Raw genomic sequence first — 17686 nt, 5'->3', positions numbered from 1 at the left:
TAATTCAGGAAAAGATAGTACCGTGTCTCAGACTCGGTTAAGGCGAAGCCTCCCCGACCACTCCTGCAGGCCCCTTGATCATTGCGTTGCCGGTCGCATACTTGTGCCGAGATGCTCCGCCTGCGATGAAGCGATTTGGAGGGTTCATGAAACGCGAGAGCCTGCGTGAAAAAAACAAGGAAGATAAGCTTCTCCGTATCAAGAAAGCCGCCATTGACTTGTTTTTATCCAAAGGATTCGACGATTCGACAACCCGTGAGATCGCCGCAAAGGCCGGTGTCGGCATGGGAACGGTGTTCGTTTATGCAGAAACGAAACGCGACCTTCTGTTCCTGATCGTCAACGACGGGCTTGAAGCCTGTGTGGCGGATGCTCGTGCTACGATCCGCCCGGAATACTCACTGTTACGCAACCTGTTGATCATCCTGCGACGGCACTACCAGTATTTTGCAGAAAATCCGGTGCTGTCGCGAGCGGCGCTGCGTGAGATGTATTTCTACCAGTCCGGCAAGCAGGCGGAACGGTTTAACCGCACACGTCACGCCCTGCGTCATCTGCTGATCGATCTCATTCGTGAAGCGCTGGAAAAGGGCATCATCACGTCTACGGAAGAGCCGGAGTTGATCGCCCAGACCGTGTTTGCCATCTACCAGGTCGATCTGCGCATCTGGCTGTCGGAGGACCGGCTGGATCTCGAAGGGGGCACGGATCGGCTGCGGCGGCAGATTGAAATCGTGTTGAAAGGCCTTTCTCCCCAGCCCTCTGCACTGGCGCTTCCCGCATAAATCCGACAGTCAATCCGTCATTCTCAAAAAAGTGAGCATGATCAAATTGACAACGGAATTACGTTATGTAATTTTTGATCATGCTCAATTTTTCGATGGAGGTCGGGAATTGAGGTGATGCCGGGACGCCATGTTCCGGTAGCGGGACATCAGGAGCGTGTCCTACTCGGGAGGCTATAAATGGACACGTTGAATGCGGCGGCCAGCAATGGCCGTGGCGCCGCGATCGCTGTTGCGCCCAATGGCGGACGTCGGCCGAAAGCCGATCATCCGGCCCTGCCGCTCTCGCCTGCCGAGCTTGCGGAATGTGCTGCGGAATGCCTTGAGGCAGGCGCAAGTATGATCCACATTCACGTGCGCGATGATGCGGGGCGTCATTGTCTGGATGTAGGGCGCTACCACGCCGCCATTGCCGCCATTCGCGCAAGAGTGTCGGATCGTCTGATCATTCAAGTGACGACAGAGGCGCTGGGTCTTTTCACGCCTGCCGAGCAGGTGGCGCTGGTGCGCACGCTGCATCCCGAAGCCTGTTCCATTGCTTTGCGCGAAATCGTGCCGGATGCCGCGCATGAACGCGATTTTGCGCACTTGCTCGAATGGATGCGGCGCGAGCGCATCTTGCCGCAAATCATTCTCTACGACCGGGCAGACCTTAAGCGGTTGGAAGACATGCTGCGGCGCGGGCTGATCCCCGCGCAGGACATTCCGGTGCTCTTCGTGCTGGGGCGTTACACCAAGCACCAGCAATCCAGCCCGGCCGACATTCAAGAATTCCTCAAAGCATCACACAGCTTTGCCCATTGGAGCATGTGCGCATTCGGACAGGATGAGGCCGCCTGTGCGGTCAGCGCCGCGCTTTTGGGTGGCAATGTTCGCCTCGGCTTTGAAAACAACCTTCTTCTGCCCAATGGCACCGTGGCGGCAAACAATGCGGCGCTGATTGCTCCTGTGCGGGAAAGCCTGCGCCTGTTGGGCCGCAATCTTGAAACAGCTGAAATGCAGCGTGCGGCGCTGGAGACAATCTGGTGACTGCGACCACACACAATCATGGAGAATGCTGATGTCGGCACCGACTGGTGAATTGACAGGACCACGATCACTGGAAAACGCAAAGGCGTGGATGCGCGATCGTCTTGCCAAGCGCATCCATCCACTGGGGCTGACGGATCCGCAAGCCACGCTGCAAACCATGGATACACTGGAAGGCCTGGATGGGGCGCGCTGGGCAAAGGCATGGATCGCCACCGGAAATGCCTTTAACGCGAAGGCAGACGCTTTCCTTTCCTCCGGCGATACGGCTGCCGCAAGAGATGCCTATTATCAAGCTTATGGCTTCTATTTCCTTGGACGCTTTCCATGCCCGAACCATCCGGACAAAGAAGAAAGCTACCGTCTGGAGCTTGAAGCCTACGCCAAATTTGGCGCGCTTGCCGATCCGCCGATCCAGCCGGTCAGCCTTCCCTTCGATGCGCCGGACGCGCTTTCCAACGAGATCCGGTTTTATCTGCGCAAGCCAGCCGGTGTCGAAAAGCCACCTGTCGTCATCATGTGGGGTGGTGTGGATGCCTGGAAGGAGGAGATGACCGAGCTTTCCAGCCAGCTCGTCGCGGCTGGTATTGCCACCATTGCCATGGATAACGTCGGGACCGGCCAGTCGCCGATCAAGGCGCGTTCCAATGGTGAAATCCAGTTCGCGCCGGTCATCGATTGGGTCATGCAGGCGGCAGATCTCGATGGAAGCCGTATTGCGCTGATCGGGCGGTCTTTCGGCGGGCACTGGGCCACCAAGCTCGCGCATCTCATGCCGGAAAAGCTGCGTTGCGCGGTCAACTGGGGCGGCGGCGTGCATTACATGTTCCAACCGGAATGGGTGGAAGCGTCCCGTTATCCTGACAGTTACCTGATGGAACTGGTCGAAACTCGCAGCCGCATGCTGGGGGCGAGGAACGATGCCGAATATGTGGAAGGCTTCCGGGTTCTTTCGCTGCTGGATCAGGGCCTTCTTTCGCAGCCTTGCGCTCCGCTTCTGCTGGTGAATGGCAAGGAGGACAAGCAGTGCCCGATTGCCGACATCCACCTGCTGCTGGAGCACGGCAGCCCGAAATCTGTCCGCCTGTTCCCAGGCGGCCATATGGGCTTTGGCCCGCACACGGTTCCCACGATCGTTTCGTGGGTCGGCAATTACCTGAAATGATGGGAGGGAGACTGCCATGAGCAACTGGCGGCTGATGATGCCAACCACGGAGGCCTATCTGCTGGATAAGGTTCTCTATGAACTCCACCACAAGCCGGATGATCTGGCCGCATACAATGCGGACAAGGATGCCTATCTGGCGCGGTTCAAGCTCACCCCGGACATGGCTGCCATGATCAGCGGCAACGACGTGGCCGGTCTCTACGAGGCGGGGGTCAACCCTTATCTGCTGCGTGCCCACTGCATCGGTGTGCGCATCCCCGAAGACGTATCGCTCGCGGCTCTGCGCAGCCTGATGAAAGAAGGAGACGACAAATGGCTGAACTGACCGGAATCTATACGGCGAGCCACACACCCGTCATGCTGAATTTCCCGGATCGTATTCCGGCGGATCTGCGCACCGAAATCTTCGGTGCCTATGAGGCCATGGGCCGCGATTTCGAATCCGGCAAGCCGGATGCACTGGTTGTTCTTTCCAACGACCATCTGCACAACTTCTTCCTGAATAACTTCCCGGCTCTGTGCATCGGCGTGGGTGAAAGCTATGAGAGCCCGATCGAACATTGGTTGAAGGCCAAGCGGCGGGTGTTTGCCGGAAATCAGGCCTTTGGTGCCTATCTCCTGCAGGAGGCCCTGCAGGCGGATTTCGATCCTTCTTTCTCCATGGAAATGGTGCTGGATCACGGCTCGCTCACCCCGCTCGAACTTGCGGGGCTGGACCCGGATCTGCCGATTGTACCGATCCTCTTCAATTGCGTGCAGCCGCCCATGCCCACCATGCGCCGTTGCTACCAGTTCGGCAAATTCCTGGGCGATGCCATCCGCCGCTATGATGGCGTCGAGCGCGTGGCGATTCTGGCAACCGGCGGTATCAGCCATGACATCGCTACCCCGCGCATGGGCATGGTCAACCGCGAATTTGATGAAACCCTGCTCCAGCTTCTCGAAGCAGGCGATCCGGATGCCGTGGTCAAATATGCGACCGAGCAGGTCCATACGGCGGGCAACGGTGCCGAAGAGATCCGCATGTGGATGGCGGCCATGGGTGCCGCTGGCGGTCTTCCCTTCCGGCGTGCCTACTATCGCGCCGTGAATGATTGGTACACCGGCATCGGTATCGGTCATTTCGGCCAGAGCGAACTCGCAGCCGCGACGGGCAACCATGGCTGAGAAACGCAAGGCGCTCATCATCGGCGGCGGTATTGCGGGCATGTCGGCGGGCATTGCACTTTGCGAGGCAGGCCTTACCGTTGATCTCTGCGACCAGGACCCGCAATGGCGGGTCTACGGGGCGGGCATCACCATTACCGGTCCCACGCTTCGGGCCATGGGCCGGCTCGGCATTCTCGATGCGGTGCTTGAACATGGCTACACTGCCGATGGGATCGACATCTGCTCTGTCGACGGCAAGCCATTGTTCAGCATCGATACGCGCAACGATGCCCTCGGCGACATTCCGACTGCCGGCGGCATCCTGCGGCCGACACTTCATCGCATCATGTCGGAGCGTCTGCTGGCCTTGAACCCCAAGGTCATGCTTGGCGTCACGGTGGAAGCAATCGAGTGGCAAGGCGATCTTGCCGCTGTGCGGTTGAGCAACGGTGCCTCTGCGACCTACGATCTGGTGGTGGGGGCCGATGGCATCTATTCGCGAACCCGCCAGCAAATGTTCGAGACTGCGCCCTTGCCCCGTTATGCGGGGCAAATGTGTTGGCGGCTGATGATGGAGCGCCATCCCTCCATCGTGCGGCGCACTTTCTTTCTCGGCGGGCCTGCGAAGGTCGGCCTCAATCCGGTCGCGCCGGATCAGATGTACATGTTCTACCTGGAGGCCCAGTCAGAGCCGGTGTGGCGCAACGAGGCGGATCAGTATGTGGTGCTTCGAGACCTGCTGCAGAGCTATGGCGGCATTCTGCGCGAGGTGGCGGACGGTCTGGATGCGCGTTCCAACATCATCTGTCGCCCGCTGGAGACGGTTCTGGCCGGTGAGACCTGGTTGCGTGGAAATACCGTCCTGATCGGTGACGCCGCCCACGCCACAACCCCGCAGCTGGCATCCGGTGCCGGAATGGGCATCGAGGACGGTCTGGTGCTGGGCGAGGAAATAGCCCGGCAGCCACATGTTCCCACCGCGCTTCAAAGCTTCATGCAGCGCCGCTACGCGCGCTGCAAACTGGTCGTCGATTCCTCTCTGGAAATCAGCCGCCTGGAGCGTGAACGAGCGGCCCCGGAAGCGCAGACGGCGGTGGTTGAAAAGGCGCTTGCCGCGCTTAATGAGGAGTTTTGAGCTTATGTTCGTTAGCGTCAACGATCACAATCTTCATGTCGCCCTGCACGGCAACCCGCGCGACCCAGCGTTGGTTCTGCTTCATTCGCTCGGCACATCGCATGATGTCTGGCAGGAGCAGGCGTACGCTTTCAGCGAAACACATTACGTCATCTGTCCGGATTTTCGCGGCCACGGGCTCAGCGATCTGTCCCGCACACCCGTCACCGTCGAGGTGCTTGCGGCAGATGTTGTCGGTCTGTTGTCTAAGCTCGGCGTGCAGGGCTTTCATCTGGCCGGTATTTCCATCGGCGGTATGGTTGCGCAGTCCGTGGCGGCCACTTTGGCAGAGCGTGCGAGGACATTGACCGTGTTCGATAGCAGCATCGTCAGTCTCGCCCCACAAATGTGGAAGGACCGGGCGGCCAAGATCCGCGCCGATGGACTGGCGTCTATCGCCAGCGGCGTTCTGGCGCGGTGGATCACGCCGGCAGCCGTCGACACACCGCATGGCCGGGGCCTTGCCACCATGCTCGCCCGCATGTCGTCGGAAGGCTACGCCGCCGGTTGCGATGCGCTCGCCGTGGCCGATTGCCGCCAGGACGCCACGCGCCTGACCATGCCGGTTTCGGTCGCCGTGGGCGAACTGGATGAAGCCACGCCGCCTGCTGCGGGCAAAGCGCTGGCGGATGCCATTGCCGGTTCCCGCTTCACCATCATCGAAGGAGGCGCCCACATTCCGCTTTTCGAGCGGGCGCAGGCCGTCAACGCCATTCTCGCACAGTCGATCCGGGAGCCTTGATTCAAAAAAGTAAGCATCCGGGCAGGCAGGAGAGGGAGGAAACCATGACCATCGCAAAACCCGCATTGCGGATAGAGGACCGACGCTTTTTGACAGGGCAGGGGCGGTATGTCAATGACATCGCGCTGCCGCGCCAATGCCATGCAGCGATGGTGCTGTCGCCGCATGCGCATGCCGATATCGTCTCCATCGATACGAGCGCGGCAGAGGCTATGCCCGGCGTGCTGGCGGTACTGACCGGGGACGACGTGGAGGCAGACGGGCTCGGCAGCGTCCCGCCCTTCTTCATGCCCGAACTCTGGGGTGGGCCGCCGGGCCATGCGACCATGCGCCCCTTGCTGGTGAAAGACCGGGTTCGCTTCGTCGGCGAGCGCATTGCCATGGTGATCGCCGAAACGGCGGATCAGGCCCGCTCTGCCGCCGATGCGGTGCTGGTCGATTATGCCGAACGCCCTGCGGTGGTCGATGCGGAGGCGGCGCTGGAGCCCGATGCGCCGGTTCTGTGGGAGGATTGCCCAACGGGCAACCGCTCGGTGACACTGAAATTCGGCGATGTCGAGCAGACGGCAAAGGCGTTCGACGCGGCCCATACCGTCGTCAGCCGCCGCTTCGCCAGCCCTCGCGTGGCACCGTTTTCGCTGGAGCCACGCGGCTGTATCGGTGATTACGATGCGGGCGAGGACCATTATACGCTGCATACCAGTTCGCAGGATCCGCACGGTTTTCGCCGTATCCTTGCATCGATCGTCCTCCATGTTCCGGAATCGTCCTTGCGGGTCATCTCACCCGATGTCGGCGGCGGCTTCGGGCTTAAGGCGCATATGCATCCGGAAGATGGACTGGTTCTGTGGGCATCGCGGCGAGTGGGGCGGCCGGTCAAATGGATCGCGACCCGCAGCGAAGCCATGCTGACGGATACGCAAGGACGGGGCCAGACGGCGCATGCCGAGATGGCGCTAGATGAGGCTGGCCATATCCTGGGACTTCGGGTTCGCGCCTATCACAATCTCGGCGCCTATTTCTGGGGCACTGCCACGCCGCCGCTCTTCTTTTCCATGCAACTCCTGCCGGGTACCTACGTCATTCCCGTCGTCGATCTGGAGACCAACGCCGTCTTCACCAATATCGCGCCGCTCTCTGTCTACCGTGGCGCGGGTCGGCCCGAGGCGGCCTTCGTGATCGAAAGGCTGATGGACGAGGCGGCGTCGACGCTGGGGCTCGATCCGCGTGAAATCCGGACGCGCAACTACGTGTCTCCAGAGCGGATGCCCTATGTCAACGGGGCTGGCCTAACCTATGACAGCGGGGATTTTCCACGCCTGGCCCAGGAGTGCGCGCAGCTTGCCGATTGGGACGGATTTGCCGCTCGCCGCGCCGCAAGCGAAAAAGCCGGCCGCCTGCGAGGGCGATCGATCACGTCTTACATCGAGGTGGCGGGCGTCATGAACGAGCGGATGGAGATCCGCTTCGACCCCTCCGGTACGCTGACAATCATTGCCGGCACCCATTCGCACGGGCAGGGGCACGCCACCGTTTTCTGTCAGCTGGTGTCAGAATGGCTGTCCATCGACGTGAAAGACATTCGCTATGTCCAGGGCGACACCGACAAGGTGCTGATCGGACGCGGTACTTTTGCGGCCCGCAGTTCGATGCTGGGCGGCACCGCACTGCGCAAGGCGGCGGACGATCTCATTCTCAGAGCCTCGAAAATGGCCGCCGTCCTCCTGAAAGCGGAGGAAAGCGACATCGAATTCGCCGACGGGCTGTTTCGCACGCGCAACTCCAACCAGACCATCTCACTCAAGGATGTCGCGCGGTTCTTCTACCTGCCGGCCGGTCCCGTCATGCGCTTTTCGCTGGGCCTCTACGGGGAGGGAACCTCGGCGGGCAAGCCCGGCGCGCAACCGAATTTTCCGAACGGCTGCCAGGTGTGCGAAGTCGAGGTGACGCCAGAGACGGGGGAGATCCACATCGATCGCTTCATATGTGTCGATGATGTGGGGCGAGCGCTCAACCCGATGATTTGTGAGGGGCAAATCCATGGCGGCTGCGCGCAAGGCATCGGTCAGGCGCTGTGCGAGGAAATGATTTATGACGAGAGTGGGCAGCTTACCACGGGCTCGCTGATGGACTACTGCCTGCCACGGGCCGAGCACATGCCGTTCATCCAGTCCAAACTCGTCGAAATTCCCAGCGCGTCGAACGTGTTGGGTGTCAAGGGCATCGGCGAATCCGGCACCATCGGAACGCCTGCCGCGGTCGTCAATGCCATTCTCGATGCCGTGCGCCCTCTCGGTGTCACCGATCTCCAGATGCCCGTGACCGCTGGCCGTCTTTGGGATGCGATCCATTCGGCTGCCAGCCAACGCGATGAAATGAAAGGAAAACAATCATGAATCTCGAGGGAAGTTTCTTCGTGCCGCGTCCGCGTGCGCAAGTTTGGGCGCTTATCAATGATCCCGAGGTTCTGCGCCAGGCCATTCCCGGTTGTCAGACGCTCGAGGCCGTCGATGACGGCTATACGGCAACGGTCACGGTTTCCATCGGTCCGGTCAAGGCAAAGTTCAGCGGCCGCGTGCAGCTTCTCGATGTGCAGGCACCGGAAAGCTATCGGATTGCCGGCGAAGGGAATGGCGGAATAGCGGGCTTTGCCAAAGGCGGCGCTAATGTTCGTTTGCAGGAGCAGGAAGACGGCACAGTGGTCCATTACGCGGTCGATGCCAGTGTCGGCGGCAAGCTCGCGCAGCTCGGTGGGCGGCTGATCGAATCCACATCCCGCAAGCTTTCCCAGCAATTCTTCGATCGCATTTCCGACATCGCAGCGGCGGCGTGAGAGCGACCTCGGGAGGAGGAAATCCATGTCTGACATCGAATTGTCCATCAATGGCAAGCGCGTTCGACGGTCCGTCGAAGATCACCAGCTGCTCGTTTCCTTCCTGCGGGAAGACCTCGGGCTGACGGGCACTCACGTCGGCTGCGATACCACGCAGTGCGGAGCCTGCGTGGTATCCGTCGACGGCGCCACGGTGAAGTCCTGCACCATGCTCGCCGTGCAGGCGCATGATACAGCCGTGACGACGATAGAGGGCGTGTCGAGCGGAGCGACCCTTCATGCGGTCCAGGATGCATTCCACCGGCATCATGCCCTGCAATGCGGCTATTGCACCGCCGGCCTCGTGATTACCGCGATCGATCTGATCGAGCGTGAAGGCGGCCAGCTGACGCGCGAGACGGTGGCGCATACGCTCAAGGGCAATCTCTGTCGCTGCACGGGTTACCAGAACATCATCACCGCCATTCTGGATGCCGCAGGTTGCCTGAGCGCGCCCGCGCAGGTGGCACAATGACGAACGGAGAAAGAGAATGAGACCGTTCACCTATCACCGCCTCGTTTCGGATGCGGAGCGCCGGACCGTTCTGCAAAGCTCAGGCGATGCGAAATACATCTCCGGCGGCATGACCCTTCTGCCGTCGATGAAGCTCGGTCTCACCGTGCCATCCGACCTTCTCGACGTCACGGGTCTTCCCGGCATGCGCGATATCAGCATCGAGGGGCGCAGGGTGCGCATCGGTGCCGCCGTCACCCATGCCCGGATTGCCGAAGACGCCGCGCTGCGGGCCATCTGCCCAGCTATCTGCGATCTCGCCCGCCAGATCGGCGACCGGCATGTGCGCAATCGCGGCACGATCGGTGGGTCGGTCGCCAACAATGACCCGGCAGCCGACTACCCGGCGGCACTGCTGTCACTTGATGCGAGCATTCAAACCGAAACCCGCTCCATCGCGGTGGCTGATTTTCTCTGCGGCATGTTTGAAACGGCGCTGGACGAGCATGAACTGGTGACCGCTATCAGCTTTGAGGCGCCAGACGCGGCGCGTTACGAAAAGTTTCCTCATCCGGCATCCGGCTATGCCATGGCGGGCGTATTCATCGCTCGCACCGGGGGCTCATATCGGACAGGGATCACCGGGGCATCAGGTCAGGGGGCGTTTCGCTGCGCAGATATGGAGCGATTGCTGAACGCCGGTGCGCCGGTGGAAGAGTTCGCCAGCCTTGGCTTTGATGATCTCGTCATATTCGAGGATCGCTTCGGTTCGCGCGCCTACCGCGAAAATCTCATTCGGGTTTTGGCGCACAGGGCGGCAGTTCACCTGAGAAGCTGATGAAGCTAGGCCGCAGGACTGGCCGGCCCATTTGCCAGTCCATCATTTGTCATCGGGAGGGAGACAATATGACCAACAATGCAATTGCAGCTGTGCCGGGGAGTGGAGGGGCTAACCTGTTAAAAGATACAAGCCGTCAGGCTATCGGCGCCACAACGGCGGCCACGGTCGGGCTGGTGTTCGGCCCCAGCACCATTCTGCTGTTTTTGTTCGGGGTCTTCGTCGAACCATTGTCACGCACGTTTGGATGGTCGAAACCATCCATTCTCTTCGCCGCAACGATCGTGTCTCTGATGATCATGGTGATTTCACCCATTCAGGGCTATCTGATCGATCGCTTCGGCACCCGGCCCATCGTTCTGGCATCAAGCGTTATGTTCGCGCTTGGCTTGGGTAGCATGTATTTTCTCTCCGGCAGTATCACCGGCTTCTACATCATGTATGCAGTCTTGCCGCTGCTGGGCATCGGTTTGTGGCCGGTCTCCTATCTGCGGGTGGTCAGCACCTGGTTTGAACGGCGGCTCGGCTTGGCTATAGGCATCGCCAATGGTGGCATTGGCCTGGGTGCGGCTCTGCTTCCACCGCTGATCACCTTTGCTATCCTCAACGGTTCGGTGCAATGGGCCTATGTCAGCCTGGGTGTCATCGTGGCGCTCGTGGTGCTTCCCATAAATGCGCTGTTTCTGCGCGAGGCATCTGCCGCCACGGCTTCGGGCAGCCAACAGACGGCTGGGGCGGGTGATGCGGCTTCTTTCAAGACGCTGGCCAAAACCCGCGAATTCATCGTTCTGGCGCTGGCATTCTTCCTTCTCGGCTTCGTCAATACCGGGCTCGTTGCCAACCAGATCTCACTTTTGATCGATGGCGGCCTGACACCGCAAAACGCCGCCTTCGTGCAATCCGTCTTTGGGCTCGCGGTCTTGCTCGGTCGCTTCCTCACCGGCGTTCTTCTGGATTACCTGCCGGCAAAGCGCCTGATGAGCGCCGTCTGCATCGGCGGTGCGGCTGCGTGCTTTATCTATGCGTCTGGACCGGCAGGTGGTCTGGTCTTTGTCTCCGCTATCCTGATCGGCCTGGTCTATGGGGCGGAGTTCGATGTTTTGAGCTACATTATCAAGCGCAATTTCGGCTTGGTCGCGTTTGGGCGCATCTACGGCACCATCTTCGCTGTCTTCCAGCTGGGCGCGGCCATTGGTGCAACGATTCTTCCCCTCAGCCGCGCGCATCTGGAGAGCTATGGCCCGGGTCTCACCGCCTATGCCATTGCATTGCTGATCAGCGGGGGGCTGTTCGTGTTGCTAAGAGAAAGGTCGGCTGGACAGCGTCCAGTGGAGCAATAGCGCTTGCTGGGCCGTGCCCGACGGAGATTTCCACCGGGTACGGCCCACACCGGTTCGATCAAAGTCAACGATTGTGCGCCACTCGTGTCGTCGATGCTTCATCCAACAGGTGCCATGGTCCCGTGGCCCGGATTCGATTGTGTCCCGTATGGCTGCCGCGTCCTGTCGATGAGCGGATCGAACGGAAACGCATGCCGCCGGGTCTTATTATGGCTGCATGCGTTTCTTTAACAAGGTGCGGAACGCTGCGGGCTCAGATTAGATAAGCAGCGGTGGTGCGGGCGGCGATTTCGTCCGCAGATACGCCATCCGCCATGGCGGTCAGCTTGAACTGAGCGCCTGCTGCGGGCCGTTCGAAGATCGCGATATCGGTGATGATCATGTCGACGACATTGCGTCCCGTCAGCGGCAGAGAGCAGGATGGAACGAACTTCGGCGATCCGTCTTTGGCGTTGTGCTCCATCAGAACGATGATCTTCTTGACGCCTGCGACAAGATCCATTGCGCCGCCCATGCCCTTGATCATCTTGCCGGGCACCATCCAATTGGCGATATCGCCGCTCTCGCTAACCTCCAGCGCACCGAGTACGGTAAGGTCAATATGTCCGCCCCTGATCATTGCAAAGCTGTCTGCGCTTGAGAAATAGGAGCTTGTCGGAAGCTCGCTGATCGTCTGCTTTCCGGCATTGATCCGGTCGGGATCTTCTTCACCCTCGTAAGGGAAGGGCCCGATCCCGAGCATTCCGTTTTCCGACTGAAGCGTGACCTCGATGCCCGGAGGGATATGATTGGCCACAAGTGTGGGTATGCCGATGCCGAGGTTGACGTAGTAACCGTCACGAAGCGAGAGGGCAGCGCGCGCCGCCATTTGGTCCCGGGTCCAAGCCATTACGCATCCTCCCTGCGGCGCACAGTCAATTGTTCGATCTTCTTGTTGTAAGGCTTGCCATCGATCAGCCGCTTCACATAGATCCCCGGCAGATGGATCTGGTCGGGATCAAGCGTTCCGACGGGAACGATTTCTTCCACCTCCGCGACGCAAATCTTTCCGGCGGTTGCCATCGGGTGGTTGAAATTGCGGGCCGTTTTTCTGAAAACCAGGTTGCCGGCCGTGTCGGCCTTCCATCCCTTGATGATCGAGAGATCGGCGACGATTGCCCTTTCAAGCAGATATTCCTGGCCGTCGAAAATCTTTGTTTCCTTGCCGACGGCCACTGCCGTGCCCACTCCGGTTTTCGTGTAGAATCCGGGAATGCCCGCGCCTCCGGCACGGCATCGCTCGGCGAGTGTGCCCTGCGGGCAGAATTCGACTTCAAGCTCTCCCGACAGGAACTGTCTTTCGAATTCCTTGTTCTCTCCGACATAGCTGGAAATCATCTTCTTAATCTGGCGGGCGCGAAGGAGTTTGCCAAGTCCTTCATTGTCGATGCCCGCATTGTTCGAGGCGACCGTCAGCCCGGTCACACCTGAGGCGAGCAGCGCATCAATCAACCGCTCCGGAATGCCACAGAGGCCGAACCCGCCGGCGCATATGGTCATTCCGTCGAACAGCAATCCTTCCAGCGCTGCAGCAGCGCTTGGATATACCTTGTTTGCCATGAAACCCTCCGAACATCCCTCAAGTCAGAGGACATCAACAAACCAATCGATTCCAATCGTTTCTTTCTTTCGTTATTCATAAACAATGTCTATCAATCGCATCTCCCTCTATCATCTGGAAACGCTCGTCTGGATCGGCCGGCTTGGCACATTTGCGGCCGCGGCGAAGCAGTTGAACACGACGCAACCGACGATTTCCGCCAGGATATCGGAGCTCGAAACGCGTCTCGGCGCGACGCTGTTTCAGCGCAATGGCCGTCTGATGACACTGACACCCGCCGGCCGCCTCTTGCTGCGCGAATATCTGCCGATCTGGGAACAGTTGCAGGGCGCGCTGCTCAGGGCTGCGGGCTTCGATCACCTGAGCGGGGTCATGCGGATCGGTGCAGGAGAAATCGCTGCGGTGATCTGCCTTCCCCAGCTTGTCGCAACGATGAAGAACCGTTGGCCCGAGCTTACGTTCGAGATCGATATTCAGCTGACGGCGCAGCTCATCCAGGGGCTTCTTGCCGGAAAGATCGATGTTGCTTTTGCTGCTGGACCTGTGGCGCACCCGGCCTTGCTCGCGACACCCATCGGCACTGTCGAGCTTTGCTGGGTTGCCAGCCCTTCTGTTGCTGAACGGATGGGTGAAGTAGAGGGCAAAGCTCCCGTTTCGCTCTGGTCGCTACCCAGCCATTCACCCATTCACCACATGATGAAGACAGCCCTACAGGGAGCGTTTATTCATCCACCGTCGATCGGTCTTTGCAGTAATGTGCGCATGATCATCGATATCCTGAAGGTCGGCGAGGGCTTCGCACTGCTTCCGAAACCGATGATCACTCGTGAGCTTGAGGAGAGGTCTTTGGTCGAAGTGCTGGCGCACAACCGGGTCGAGCCCCTCATGTTCCATCTCGTCGTGCGGGCCGGCGACAATGATCCGGCGGTGCAGCAGATGTTGCTGCTGTCACGAGACATCAGGTTCTGAATTCTTGAGTTCCATAATTTTGCTTATGGCGCAGAATGCTCGGAAAGCGTTGAAGATCAGAGGTTTAGCCTCAAGCGGACGGGAAATTTGATGCTGTTCAATGCTGTATAAGTGTTCAAATGATCTTGGAATCCGGCGGGGTTTCACCCAGCACCAATCCGTCAGCGATGGTTCCTCAGGTTCCCGATCGAGGAGTTGAAGCCAACGCCTCGATCATAATTGCGAGACGCTGAAGGTCATCGGCACGCAGAGCCTGGAGCGCAGACGCGATCCGCTCTTGGAATATCTCCTCCGACGTTCTGACCCCATTGTCGGAGATCGAACCCACAAGCTCGTCAACCGTGATTGCCAGCACCGCAGCGATGCGGACTAAGGTTGAAAGGTCGGGCTCCCGTCTCCCGCTCACGTAGTTGCCGTAGCGACGGTCGCTCAAGCCAGCCCGACGAGCGACCTCAGCGTTTGTAATGCCGAGTTGCTCGGCGCGGCGTCGTAGATTCGTTGCAAAAGGCTCCATACCACATTTTGTTCATGACAAACCGAACGGGTCTATGTGCGATACGGCGGTTGTTAACGGAACGAAATGTCGTGCCCCATGGAACTCCGCCAACTCTCCTACTTTGTCGCCGTGGCCGAGGAGCTGCACTTCGGTCGTGCCGCCATGCGGGTGAACATCGCCCAGCCAGCGCTGAGCACGCAGGTCCAGGCGCTGGAGAAGGGGCTTGGGGTGCAGCTCTTGACGCGCTCGACGCGGAAGGTCGAACTGACGCGGGCAGGGGAGGTGTTCTACGATCGCTGTGTGCGCATGCTTGGGGAGCTGGATCTCTCGGCGGAGTTGGCACGTGCGGCGGGAGGCCGGACCATGCGGGAGATCAGGATCGGCACGATCTATCCGGCAACGACGGGTGTGCTGCCGGCGTTTCTTGCGCGGATCGGTCGGAAGTTTCCCGATATCCGACTGCATGTCTCCAATGGCTCGACGGCCGACATCATCCGTCAGCTGGAATGCGGAAAGCTCAATCTCGGCTTCATCCGGCCTGTCGAGAATATCGGATCACTGCGCTTCTTCTCAATTGCTCATGAGCGCTATCTGCTGGCGGTGCCGCGGCATAATCCACTCGCACTGAAGCAAGAGGTGACGATCGAGGATCTCAAGGCTGAGAAGATCATCGCCTTCAAGCGGCAGAACCTCTCCTATACGGAGCGCTATTTCTCCGAGACCTTCGCGGAGCACGGGCTGAATGACAATGTTGCCTATACCTGTGACGACACCTTCTCGCTGATCTCGCTCGTATCCTCAGGCCTGGGTGTTGGCTTTGCCCCGGAGTGGACGGGGGAGCTGCCGGGCAGGGACGTCGTGTTGAAGAAAGTGACAGGGTGTCGCATGGAGTAAGGATGATCCAACGGCGGCTCGCGACGACATCATCGACATCGCCAGGACACTGGGGCGGCCGGGCAGGTGAGGGCGGCGAGATTCGCGACGGGACTCAGCGAGCTCATTGCCGCCGTCATGCGGAACGCCATGGCCGGGCGAAGTCGTCCCCGCCTGACCCTTGCGGGTCGCTCCGCTCAGGCTCCTGCGGCTTCGCTTTTCCCGGCCCTGACGTGACGAGAATTGCCGCTTTCGCGCCCTGCGGTCGCCGCGATGCTGAAAGCTCCGATGTTCTTCATTGTCTGCCCCGGATCTCGCGCGGGCGCGCGGCTTTGATCCGGGCGGGGTCTTGGGCGATGGTTTGCCACACGTGCGGGAACGGCCACTCAAGACGGATCGGGAGCGTTGGGACGGGGATTATAAAAGCAGCGAAGCCGCCGCGGCTTTGATCGCAGCTAACCCGAAAAAGCAGATGATCGGCGCAGATGGCGCGCTGGCATTCAAATCGGTCGGTTTTCCCGCCGGCACTTCTGAGCTTGGGCAGGTCATCGGCTATTGCCAGACTGTCCGCAACAACCTCTTTCATGGCGGGAAAAGCAGCAGCGACGGCTTCGATAGCCCGGAGCGTACGAAAATGCTGCTTTCCATCGTTCTCGTCGTACTCGAAGAACTGGCCAGCGCTTTCGATCTTGGTGCTGACTATACCGGCTATTACTGAAACGCTCATCGACGAATGAATCGGGGCTTGCGCGTAGACGACAGGGTTTTGAGCTTTCAAAGCGTTTTTGAGAAGGCGAAGGGCGCGATTTCTCACGGGTCATGATTGATGTGCGCCAAAATGTGCATATATTGTGCACGAGATTGAGCGGAGATTAGATATGGCACATGCTCAGACAGCACATTCCTACGCAGTTGTTTCTGGCTTTGTTGATAGCCTTCAGGAACCGCGGACACCTTATATCTCGCCGTCTCGCCTGTCGAAGGCGCTCGGTGTTAAGGTCGCGAATCTTGCAGAATTGACCGGTGTTCATCGCAACACCCTGCGCAATCCCTCCTCCGAACGCCTGCAGGGCAGGATGCGGGAAATGATCAAGGCGATCTCTGCGGCCGCCGAGCTGACTGGCGATCTTGCGAAGGCAATCTACTGGTATCGAAACGAGCCGATTGCCGATTATGGCCATCGCACGGCCGCCGAGCTTGTAGCCGATGGACAGATAGAGGCTGTTCTTGCGTATATTCGGGACCTGGAGAATGGAGCGCGCGGGTGAAGATAACCCGCATTGGCCCGGATGCAGTCTTTCACCGGTACCTGACCCCGAAATGGGCGTTTCTTCCAACGAGCGGCGCCGGGGCAGCTGTTGATGGCGGTCGCTTCAATCGACCCGGCGTCGAGGCTCTCTATCTATCCATGGCCCCCCAAACCGCGCTGGAAGAATATCGACAGGGTGCGAGCATCACGCCGCCGGCTACGCTTGCAGCGTACAAGATCACGCTGAGCGAAGTGGCCGATCTGTCGGAAGGTTTCGATCCGCTTCATTGGCATGTTGCCTGGGCTCAATGGGACTGCGCATGGCGGAAAATCGCTCGAATCGACAAAAAGGTTCCAGCGTCCTGAAAGCTCGCCGACAAGGTCATTTCGGCTGGCCTTCGGGGACTGCTCTTTCCGTCACTACGGCACGCTGGCGGAACCAATCTTGTGATTTTTCCTGCCAATCTCATCGCAGATGATGACGTGCATGTTCACGATCCAGACAATCGATTGCCGCGAGATCAATCGTCCTGGCCGCACTAGAAGCAATAGGTGCCGGCCGGCTTTGGGGGGAGGGGAATGAAACGCATTAGCATCAACAATGTTCAGCCTGGAGATATTCTCTTCACAGCTCGACCGAGAAAGATAAGCAAATCGATCCGGTTCAGCACTGGGGGCATCGTTTCTCACGCGATGATTTGCGTTCAGCATGGTTCGTTTATCGATTCCACCTCGGACGGGGTCCAGGCGCGCAACCTGCAGTGGGAGTTGTTCGAGGATGACGAACAGGTTTTCCACTTCGCCTAAAGGAAGCTCTCCCCCGCGAGGTTCTTTCAAATGTTATTGATTTCGCGCGGGCGGAGATCGGTGCGCGCTACTCTGTGGCGGAAAGCATGCGATGGTTGCCGCTGTACAAAAGCCGAGATCGAAGAGTCAGTATTGCTCTCG

General features: G+C 59.5%; 19 protein-coding genes and 2 pseudogenes. 18 read left to right on the top strand and 3 right to left on the bottom strand.

What is annotated here, in order from left to right; genetic code table 11:
* The first annotated feature begins 146 nt into the window (after positions 1-146).
* The 12 genes from D4A92_RS22005 to D4A92_RS21950 all read left to right on the top strand — a co-directional run bounded on the left by D4A92_RS22005 (position 147) and on the right by D4A92_RS21950 (position 11551).
* Entirely contained in the window at positions 147-785 is a 639-nt protein-coding gene (locus D4A92_RS22005) for a TetR/AcrR family transcriptional regulator (protein WP_246754150.1), read from the top strand.
* A gap of 180 nt (positions 786-965) precedes the next feature.
* Positions 966-1814: a 3-keto-5-aminohexanoate cleavage protein gene (locus D4A92_RS22000; protein WP_203020632.1), complete on the top strand. Its 849-nt coding sequence runs from the start codon at positions 966-968 to the stop codon at positions 1812-1814.
* A gap of 31 nt (positions 1815-1845) precedes the next feature.
* Positions 1846-2979, top strand: coding sequence for an alpha/beta hydrolase family protein (locus D4A92_RS21995; RefSeq protein ID WP_246754149.1), 1134 nt, complete (start codon positions 1846-1848; stop codon positions 2977-2979).
* Positions 2980-2995: 16 nt separating this feature from the next.
* Positions 2996-3307: a subunit of meta cleavage enzyme gene (locus tag D4A92_RS21990; protein WP_064694962.1), complete on the top strand. Its 312-nt coding sequence runs from the start codon at positions 2996-2998 to the stop codon at positions 3305-3307.
* The gene (locus D4A92_RS21985; protein ID WP_203020628.1) at positions 3295-4149 is read left to right on the top strand and encodes a 2,3-dihydroxyphenylpropionate 1,2-dioxygenase; all 855 of its coding nucleotides are present in this window, start codon (positions 3295-3297) and stop codon (positions 4147-4149) included. Before D4A92_RS21990 ends, D4A92_RS21985 begins: the two co-directional genes overlap by 13 nt.
* Entirely contained in the window at positions 4142-5266 is a 1125-nt protein-coding gene (locus D4A92_RS21980) for an FAD-dependent monooxygenase (RefSeq protein ID WP_203020626.1), read from the top strand. The genes D4A92_RS21985 and D4A92_RS21980 overlap by 8 nt, the downstream gene beginning before the upstream one ends.
* Positions 5267-5270: 4 nt before the next feature.
* Positions 5271-6047, top strand: a complete 777-nt coding sequence (locus D4A92_RS21975) for an alpha/beta fold hydrolase (RefSeq protein WP_203020624.1) — start codon at positions 5271-5273, stop codon at positions 6045-6047.
* Between the two features lie 44 nt (positions 6048-6091).
* A complete protein-coding gene (locus tag D4A92_RS21970; protein WP_203020622.1) occupies positions 6092-8443 on the top strand; it encodes a xanthine dehydrogenase family protein molybdopterin-binding subunit in 2352 nt (783 codons plus the stop codon).
* Positions 8440-8880 (top strand): CoxG family protein, encoded by a 441-nt coding sequence (locus D4A92_RS21965; protein ID WP_203020620.1) that lies wholly within the window; start codon positions 8440-8442, stop codon positions 8878-8880. Before D4A92_RS21970 ends, D4A92_RS21965 begins: the two co-directional genes overlap by 4 nt.
* A gap of 25 nt (positions 8881-8905) precedes the next feature.
* Positions 8906-9394: a (2Fe-2S)-binding protein gene (locus D4A92_RS21960; RefSeq protein WP_203020618.1), complete on the top strand. Its 489-nt coding sequence runs from the start codon at positions 8906-8908 to the stop codon at positions 9392-9394.
* Between the two features lie 16 nt (positions 9395-9410).
* Complete coding sequence (locus tag D4A92_RS21955; protein ID WP_203020617.1) at positions 9411-10211, top strand: FAD binding domain-containing protein; 801 nt, start codon at positions 9411-9413, stop codon at positions 10209-10211.
* Positions 10212-10279: 68 nt separating this feature from the next.
* Entirely contained in the window at positions 10280-11551 is a 1272-nt protein-coding gene (locus D4A92_RS21950) for an MFS transporter (protein WP_203020615.1), read from the top strand.
* Between the two features lie 253 nt (positions 11552-11804).
* Here the strand turns inward: D4A92_RS21950 and D4A92_RS21945 are convergent, their stop codons facing one another.
* Complete coding sequence (locus D4A92_RS21945; protein WP_203020613.1) at positions 11805-12440, bottom strand: 3-oxoacid CoA-transferase subunit B; 636 nt, start codon at positions 12438-12440, stop codon at positions 11805-11807.
* Complete coding sequence (locus tag D4A92_RS21940; protein WP_203020612.1) at positions 12440-13150, bottom strand: CoA transferase subunit A; 711 nt, start codon at positions 13148-13150, stop codon at positions 12440-12442. The genes D4A92_RS21945 and D4A92_RS21940 overlap by 1 nt, the downstream gene beginning before the upstream one ends.
* 85 nt (positions 13151-13235) lie before the next feature.
* Between D4A92_RS21940 and D4A92_RS21935 the strand changes: the two genes are divergently transcribed.
* Complete coding sequence (locus D4A92_RS21935) at positions 13236-14120, top strand: LysR family transcriptional regulator (RefSeq protein ID WP_203020610.1); 885 nt, start codon at positions 13236-13238, stop codon at positions 14118-14120.
* A gap of 175 nt (positions 14121-14295) precedes the next feature.
* Here D4A92_RS21935 and D4A92_RS21930 read toward each other — a convergent pair whose 3' ends face one another.
* The gene (locus tag D4A92_RS21930) at positions 14296-14634 is read right to left on the bottom strand and encodes a helix-turn-helix domain-containing protein (protein ID WP_203020608.1); all 339 of its coding nucleotides are present in this window, start codon (positions 14632-14634) and stop codon (positions 14296-14298) included.
* Positions 14635-14712: 78 nt separating this feature from the next.
* Here D4A92_RS21930 and D4A92_RS21925 point away from each other — a divergent pair.
* From D4A92_RS21925 to D4A92_RS21905, 5 genes and pseudogenes are all read left to right on the top strand, one after another.
* A pseudogene (locus D4A92_RS21925) lies at positions 14713-15580 on the top strand (LysR family transcriptional regulator).
* Between the two features lie 207 nt (positions 15581-15787).
* Complete coding sequence (locus D4A92_RS21920; RefSeq protein WP_203020606.1) at positions 15788-16207, top strand: hypothetical protein; 420 nt, start codon at positions 15788-15790, stop codon at positions 16205-16207.
* Positions 16208-16367: 160 nt separating this feature from the next.
* The gene (locus D4A92_RS21915; RefSeq protein ID WP_203020603.1) at positions 16368-16757 is read left to right on the top strand and encodes a hypothetical protein; all 390 of its coding nucleotides are present in this window, start codon (positions 16368-16370) and stop codon (positions 16755-16757) included.
* A pseudogene (locus D4A92_RS21910) lies at positions 16754-17281 on the top strand (RES family NAD+ phosphorylase). The gene D4A92_RS21915 and the pseudogene D4A92_RS21910 overlap by 4 nt, the downstream one beginning before the upstream one ends.
* 36 nt (positions 17282-17317) lie before the next feature.
* Positions 17318-17545, top strand: coding sequence for a hypothetical protein (locus D4A92_RS21905; RefSeq protein WP_203020601.1), 228 nt, complete (start codon positions 17318-17320; stop codon positions 17543-17545).
* Positions 17546-17686: the final 141 nt, after the last annotated feature.

This window comes from Rhizobium rosettiformans, from assembly GCF_016806065.1.
In the GTDB taxonomy this organism is placed as follows: Bacteria; Pseudomonadota; Alphaproteobacteria; order Rhizobiales; family Rhizobiaceae; genus Allorhizobium.
The sequence above is the reverse complement of the archived record's forward strand: the minus strand, read 5'-3'. Positions and strand labels throughout refer to the sequence as shown.